Here is a 6,502-nt window from a genome sequence, read left to right on the forward strand (position 1 = left end):
ATGTTGGCAATCATCGGTGGCAGCGGTCTGACGCAGCTCGCCAAGCTGGAAGTCGGGCAGCGAAAAGTGGTGAGCACGCCCTACGGTGAGCCATCCGCCGCTCTCAGCTTTGGCCATTTCGCCGGCCGACCGGTGGTCTTCCTGGCCCGTCATGGCGATCAGCACAGCATCCCGCCACACCAGGTCAACTATCGGGCAAACCTCTGGGCGCTGGCGGAGGCACGGGTGCTGGGCATCGTTGCCGTCGCTGCGGTCGGCAGCATTCGTGCCGACCTCAGACCTGGCGACCTGGTTCTTCCGGACCAGATCATCGACTACACCTGGGGGCGTCCGTCGACCTTCCACGAAGGACCCGGTGCCGTGGTGGCGCACATCGATTTCACCGAACCTTACGATCACGCTCTACGCCGGCGGCTGCTCGACGCGGCGGCGACGATTGGCATCAGGCTCGGTGCTGCTGCGGTCTACGCGGCGACGCAGGGACCGCGTCTGGAGTCGGCCGCCGAGATCAACCGCCTCGAGCGCGACGGCGCCGACGTCGTCGGCATGACCGGCATGCCCGAGGCGGCTCTGGCGCGCGAGCTGGCGCTGCCTTACGCGGCTCTCAACGTGGTCGCCAATTACGCCGCCGGGCGCGGCGATAGTCGTGCCGGCATCAGCCTCGAAGCGATTCATGCGGTCTGGCGGCGTCGATGCAGCAGGTGCATGCGATCATCGAAGCGATGCTGCGCGACGATGATTAGACCTGTCCTGAGAATGGGTGACGCGCGTCTCTGGCAGCAAGCCAGGGCCGTCGAGCGTTTTGCCACGGCAGAACTCGAAGCGCTGATCGTCGATATGGAAGACACCATGCGCGACGCTCGACGGTGCCGGCCTGGCCGCGCCGCAGATTGGCGTCGATCTGCGCGTCGTGATTTTCGGCATCGACGCCAACCCGCGCTACCCTGATGCCGAACAGGTGCCGCGCACGGTGTTGATCAACCCGGTCCTGACGCCGCTGTCGACCGAGGTCGAAGACGGCTGGGAAGGCTGCCTCTCGGTGCCCGGCCTGCGCGGCTGGTGCCGCGCTGGAAACATCTGCGCTACAGCGGCTTCGACCCCGGCGGTCGGCCCATAGAGCGCAGCGTCTGCGATTTCACGCCCGCGTCGTGCAGCACGAATGCGACCACCTCGATGGCATCCTTTATCCGATGCGGATCAAGGACTTCCGTCGTTTCGGTTTCGTTGACCTGCTGTTCCCCGAGGGCCCCGCGGCCGGCGGCCGAGTAGCAGGGTGCCGCGATCGCAGCTGCCGTGCTGCGAGTACGTGGATCGTGGCTGGCCAGTTGCTGGATTTGTGAAGGAAGACCTTGTGATGAGCAAGACTGCCACGCCACCCCGTTACCGAATTCTCTTTGTCTGCATGGGCAACATCTGTCGCTCGCCGTTGGCGGCCGCGGTAACCCGTGGTCTGGCTCAGCGCGAGGGCCTGGGCGCGCTGCTGGAAACCGATTCGGCGGGGACGCACGGCCACTACCATGCCGGCGAAGCGCCGGATCCGCGCGCCCGCAAGGTCGGCGCCAAGCGTGGCTACGATCTTTCAAAAATGCGCGCGCGGCCGGTCGTCGTCGCCGATTTCGAGCGTTTCGACCGGATTCTGGCGATGGACCACGAGAATATGGCCAATCTGCTGCGCCTGTGCCCCGAAGAAAGCCGCGCGAAGCTGGGGATGTTCCTCGACTACGTCCCCGAGTCTCGGCCTTTCCGACGTTCCCGATCCGTACTACGGCGCCGAGTCCGGATTCGAACGGGTGCTCGAGCTCTGCGAACTGGCGGCAAGGGGTCTGATCGCCGCCTGTGAACACGGGCAGCTTGCCCGCGTGAGCGGCGCGAGTCAGGGAAGTCGGCTAGCGCTCGCTCGACTGATGCGTCGCTCGGCGCGCACCAGCCGGGGCAGCAGTTCTGGCGGCAGCTGCAGTCGCGAGAGCAGCGTTTCACGGCTGACGTTGAGCAGGTTTTCGATCGCTGCGAAGTCGTCCGGGATGGCGGCATCGGTCCAGCCGTTAACCGAGTGGCGTGCCAGGTTGACCGCCAGTTTGACGTTCTGCACGCGCGGCAGCTGCGCACTCGTCGTCGTCCATCAGCGCGGTGAGCAGACTCGGGCAGCTGCCAGGCGTGGCAGAGTGCCAACTGCAGCTCGGCTGAGCGGAAATCCGAGCACCTCGCACTGCACTGACGCTGCTGCGCAAGCTCTTGCCGGCCTGCAGGCGGGCACGGATGGCGATCGCCTGTTCGGGAGCAAAGCACCACAGCAGGACTTCCGCGAGGTCGTAGAGCAGCGCTGCGAGCGCAACTTCCTCGACCGTTCATGTCGTGGCGGGCGAAGGCCCAGTCGTGGGCGTAGCGCGACGCGCGCTGGCAGCGCACGAACGACCTGCAGGACGCCAAGTAGCGCTTGCGGGTTGCGGCCAAGCATGGTTTCGATGGTCGCCGGATTTTCGAACTTGCGGAAGAAGGGCTCAACGCCAAGCATCATCACCGCAGTGGCGATATTGGTGACGTCGCTGCGCAGGCGTTTGCTGCCGAACGACTGGATGTAGGCCAGCACGCGGATGGCGAGCAGGGGATCCTGCAGGACGATGGCGGTAATGTCGCGGCCGCTGACGCGGTCGATCTGCTGCCGCGCCTCATCGAGGCGGCGGGCGGTCTGGCGCAGGATGGGCATCTCGGCGCCGCTGAACAAGGTCAGCCAGGCGGCAAGGTCCCGGTGGTGCTTGCGGTATCGAGCATTGTGCTGGCCTTGAACAGGACCGCCGGGGGCCCTCGGAGCGCTGCGCTGACACGCCTTTCCCCGTGGGCGGCGGGATCAGGGCAGATGGTAGCCGCAGCTTGCCCGGGCTGCAAGCACGGTGGTCGCGCACTTGCGGCGGCGGGTGTCTCCGGCGTCAGAAGCGCTCGTCCTCGCGCAGATAGCGCCACTGCCCGGGCGGCAGCTTGCCGAGCGAGACGCTGCCGATACGAACGCGCTTGATGTCGGTGACTTGCAGGCCGACCAGTTCGCACATCCGCTGAATCTGCCCCTTCTTGCCGGCCAGGCAGGACGAAGCGCATTTGTTGATCGCTGAGCCATGAGACCTGCGCCCGCGGCAGTTTGACGTTGTCGAGCGACAGTCCATGGCGCAGCAGATCGAGGCCGTCGGCGGCCAGTTCGCCTTCGACGCGCACGTGATATTCCTTCTCCAGCCGCGAATCGCCACCGCTCAAGCGACGCGCGACACTGCCTTCCTGGGTGAAGGCGAGCATCCCGCCCTCGTCGGCCTCGAGTTTTCCGGCCTGTGCCAGACCGCGCAGATGGCTGGCCTGGAAGGTGAGCGGGGTAGGGTCGTCGGACCAGCGGTTGTCGGCGCGGATCAAGGCGGCGATGGCTTCGCGGCCTGCTTCGGCCGGCGGGCCGGGAAGGTCGCGCGGCTTGTTGAAGACGATGCTGACGCTTTCGCTGGTGTGCGCGCTGGCAATGTCCTTGATCTTGATTTTTGCCTTGGGGTTGACGCGCGCGCCCAGTCGGTTGACGACCACGCCATCGACGCTTACCCAGCCGTTCTCGATCCACTCGTCGGCTTCGCGCCGCGAACACTGCGCCAGCTGGCTGACCAGCTTCGACAGCCGCGGCGACTCCTTCGCCAGGCCGCGAGTCTGGCCGCTTGCCTCGTGCACCGCTTCGCGCTGTGGCGTCGCTCGCGGGCCTGGCCTTGCTTCGCTCGGCGGCCCCCTGTGCGGGGCGCTGGCGGGCGTCGCCTCAGCGTCGCCGTCGGCGGGATTTTCTGGGGCTGGCCGGAAGGCACGCGCGCCGGTGCTGCGCGCGATCCCGCGTGGAGGATAGGCCTTCTTGGCGGGCTTGCCAGGTCGATCGGCGGTCGCGCGAGGCGCGGCGAATCTTTCCTTGCCCGCCCTTCTCGGGTGACCTTCGCTGCTGCCGGGCGCCTCGCTTGCCGCTGACGGCTTGGTCGGTCGCCGGGGAGTCCGGCTGCGCTGGCTGTTGCGCTGGCAGGGAGATCTCCCTCTTCGCCACAGCGTTCTGGACGGTGCTCCGTTGCCCTTGGTTGCGCCTTGCCTCGTCCGCGCGGCGCGGCGGGCGCGGTGCAGCGCCGTCCTCTTTTCTGGCCCGCGGGGGCGGTGCCTCGGCGGCGGCCTGGCTGTCGGCACGGCGGGTGCTTGCGCGTTTTGACGGCGGCGCACCGCCGCGGACAGGTTTGCGCCCTGGCCATCGGCCTGGCTGCGCAGCGCTGTCGGTCGCGGTCGTCTTCGGGAGTTTCAGGGTCGGGCGGGGCATGGCAGCGTTTTCTGTTCGGTCGGGCCCGTAGTGTACGCCAGAAGTTGCCACCGTCCCGAGCGAATCGCATCCGGCGCGCTCGCCAGGCTGCGGGCTGGCAGGGCGGCAACCCGCTTGCCGGGTTTGGCTAGCGCGGCGGCGGTGGCGGTGGCGCGCCCCGCGGCGGTGGTGGCGCTGGCGGTGCGCCGCGGGGCGGAGGCGGCGGGGGCGGAAGAGGCGAGGCAACGGGTCTGTTGATGGCGTCCTCCGGCAACGCGAAAGTGCCGACCACGGGGACCTTGTGACCGCGCGCGTACATGCACTGGACGTAGCTCTGGTCGTAACGTTCCTGCACGGTATACGCGGAGGCGTTGCTGGCCGCGACTCCGCCGACGCTGCCAGCGAGCAGGCCGACGCCGGCGCCGACCGCTGCGCCGCTCGAGCCATCGATCGCGGCGCCCACGGCCGCACCGACGACCGTGCCTAGCGCAGCGCTGGCGACGCCGGCGCTGGCGACGCCGGCGTTGGCGGCTGAAGTTGCCGGCGTTGCGCCACCAATCGCCTGATTCGCGTAGTGCCGGCAAAATCCGTCGTCGCCGCGGAACTTGGCGAACGACTGCCCCGATCCGGGCAAGGCCATCACGCTGGGCCCGTCCGGCGGAAAGCTGGCGCAGGCGGCAAGGAAGATGGCGAACAACGGTGTTAATTGACGTCGGCTGGGCATGGCTGAACTCGGCAAGGGGTTTTGCGCTGCACGCGGAAGCGATGAGCGTGGGCGATAGTGAATGTAACGCAGTCGCCGCTTGCGCGCTGACCTGCGCGCTGAATGCGCCGCTCTCGAACTGGGCAGGTTGGCAGGCGAACGTCGGTTTCTGGTACGCTGCAAGCAGTCGCGCCGGGCTCGGCGCTCAATTGATCGTCGAGCAAGCGCGATCCCGCTGCGCGGCGGGCCGGCACAGGAATTGCCAAGCCGGCCGTGGTGGGCGAATCGCAGGGCGCTCGCCACGCCGCGTCGCGTCGCCAGCGCAAACGGGGAAAGCCTCTGCACCCAGCAACCGACCTAGAGCTGAATGCACGATGACCATGCCAGACCAACCGAAAAGTGCCATCGGCAATCTTGCCGACCTCGAGGATGGACAGATCGCCTTGTCGCGCTATATCGTCAAGCGGGCGGACGGCCTGTTTGTGACCTTGTCGCGGCTCGATTCGCCGGTTGATTTCGTCGACTTCGTCGATCGCACCTTTGCCTTGGGGCTCTATTTCCGGGGCCTGGATTATGCGCAATTCCAGTCGCTCCTGTACGACGATGCGGCGAGTCGCGACAAGGCTGCCCCCGACGAGGTGTTCCTGGCGCTGGATATCGCCACCTTTCAGCCGCAGCGCCAGTCGCTCTACAAGGAGCTGCGGATTCAGCGCGGCGAGGCGGCCTATCTGTTCGAGCCGATCTATCGCGACGCGGCGCCCGATGAGGCGTCGACTGAAGGCAGCGGCAACAGCCCGCAGGGGATGCTCGCCGGCTCGCCGCAGGAGGTGCGTGTCTGGCTGGATTTCGACGAGTTCGTCGCCAGCGCGTGGGGCAAGGGGGTGCGCTTCGGAATCGACGTTGCGGCGGTCCAGGAAGGCATCCAGCTCGACAGGCCAGAGCGGCGTGTCGTGGCTCGCGGCAAGCCCTTCGTGGCCGGCAAGGACGCCACGATTACCGAGCAGGCGCCTGGCCTGCGCCGCAACAACGCACCGCGTCGCCTGTTCGGTGACCGGGTCGATCTGCGCCAGTTCGAGACGCGTTATCCGCAGGTCGCCGCCGGGCTGCGTCTGGTGAAGAAGACGCCGCGTACTCCCGGCGTCGACGGGCGGGACGTCACCGGCGAGGCGCTGCCCGCGCCCTTGCCCAAGGATTTCGACCTGCAGCGCATGGCCGGTGCCGGGACTCAGCTGAGTCGGGAAAAGGACGGCGAATACCTGCTCGCCTCGGTCTGTGGTTTCCTCACCATCGATACGCGCAGCCACCAGTTCTCGGTGACCGACAAGATCGTCAGTCACGAGGGGGTCAGCGCACGTACCACCGGGGACCTGATGTTGACCGGCGAAGTGTACGAACAGCACGGTGAAATCCAGGAGAAGCGTGTCGTCACCTGTCGCAGCATCACCGCATTCGCCGATGTCTTTGGCAACATCGTGTCCACCGGCGGTACCGTGCGCTTGCAACAGAATCTG

The 6,502-nt window shown here is 67.2% G+C and carries 6 protein-coding genes and 2 pseudogenes; 4 read left to right on the forward strand and 4 right to left on the reverse strand.

What is annotated here, in order from left to right:
* The 3 genes and pseudogenes from V5B40_RS03430 to V5B40_RS03440 all read left to right on the forward strand — a co-directional run bounded on the left by V5B40_RS03430 (position 1) and on the right by V5B40_RS03440 (position 1,840).
* Positions 1–743, forward strand: a pseudogene (locus tag V5B40_RS03430) (S-methyl-5'-thioinosine phosphorylase).
* Positions 736–1,340 (forward strand): annotated as a pseudogene (locus V5B40_RS03435) (peptide deformylase). The pseudogenes V5B40_RS03430 and V5B40_RS03435 overlap by 8 nt, the downstream one beginning before the upstream one ends.
* Positions 1,341–1,354: 14 nt before the next feature.
* Complete coding sequence (locus V5B40_RS03440; RefSeq protein WP_332353208.1) at positions 1,355–1,840, forward strand: low molecular weight protein-tyrosine-phosphatase; 486 nt, start codon at positions 1,355–1,357, stop codon at positions 1,838–1,840.
* Between the two features lie 33 nt (positions 1,841–1,873).
* Here the strand turns inward: V5B40_RS03440 and V5B40_RS03445 are convergent, their stop codons facing one another.
* From V5B40_RS03445 to V5B40_RS03460, 4 genes are all read right to left on the reverse strand, one after another.
* Complete coding sequence (locus V5B40_RS03445) at positions 1,874–2,089, reverse strand: hypothetical protein (RefSeq protein WP_332353209.1); 216 nt, start codon at positions 2,087–2,089, stop codon at positions 1,874–1,876.
* Between the two features lie 30 nt (positions 2,090–2,119).
* Positions 2,120–2,704, reverse strand: coding sequence for an HDOD domain-containing protein (locus V5B40_RS03450; RefSeq protein WP_332353210.1), 585 nt, complete (start codon positions 2,702–2,704; stop codon positions 2,120–2,122).
* Between the two features lie 20 nt (positions 2,705–2,724).
* Entirely contained in the window at positions 2,725–3,693 is a 969-nt protein-coding gene (locus V5B40_RS03455) for a S4 domain-containing protein (RefSeq protein WP_332353211.1), read from the reverse strand.
* Between the two features lie 743 nt (positions 3,694–4,436).
* Positions 4,437–5,012, reverse strand: coding sequence for a glycine zipper family protein (locus V5B40_RS03460; protein ID WP_291866734.1), 576 nt, complete (start codon positions 5,010–5,012; stop codon positions 4,437–4,439).
* 353 nt (positions 5,013–5,365) lie between these two features.
* On the opposite strand from V5B40_RS03460, the gene V5B40_RS03465 reads away from it, so the two are divergent.
* Positions 5,366–6,502 (forward strand): flagellar assembly protein A (locus V5B40_RS03465; RefSeq protein ID WP_332353212.1); only part of this gene is annotated, 1,137 nt, incomplete at its 3' end.

Origin of the sequence: Candidatus Accumulibacter meliphilus, from assembly GCF_036625345.1 — a bacterium.
GTDB classification, from domain to species: Bacteria; Pseudomonadota; Gammaproteobacteria; order Burkholderiales; family Rhodocyclaceae; genus Accumulibacter; species Accumulibacter meliphilus.

What these genes read in the sequence shown, in the direction of transcription:
- V5B40_RS03440 (WP_332353208.1), top strand. Translation starts at nt 1,355, where the DNA reads ATGAGCAAGACTGCCACGCCACCCCGTTACCGAATTCTCTTTGTCTGC.
- V5B40_RS03450 (WP_332353210.1), bottom strand. Translation starts at nt 2,704, where the DNA reads ATGCCCATCCTGCGCCAGACCGCCCGCCGCCTCGATGAGGCGCGGCAG.
- V5B40_RS03460 (WP_291866734.1), bottom strand. Translation starts at nt 5,012, where the DNA reads ATGCCCAGCCGACGTCAATTAACACCGTTGTTCGCCATCTTCCTTGCC.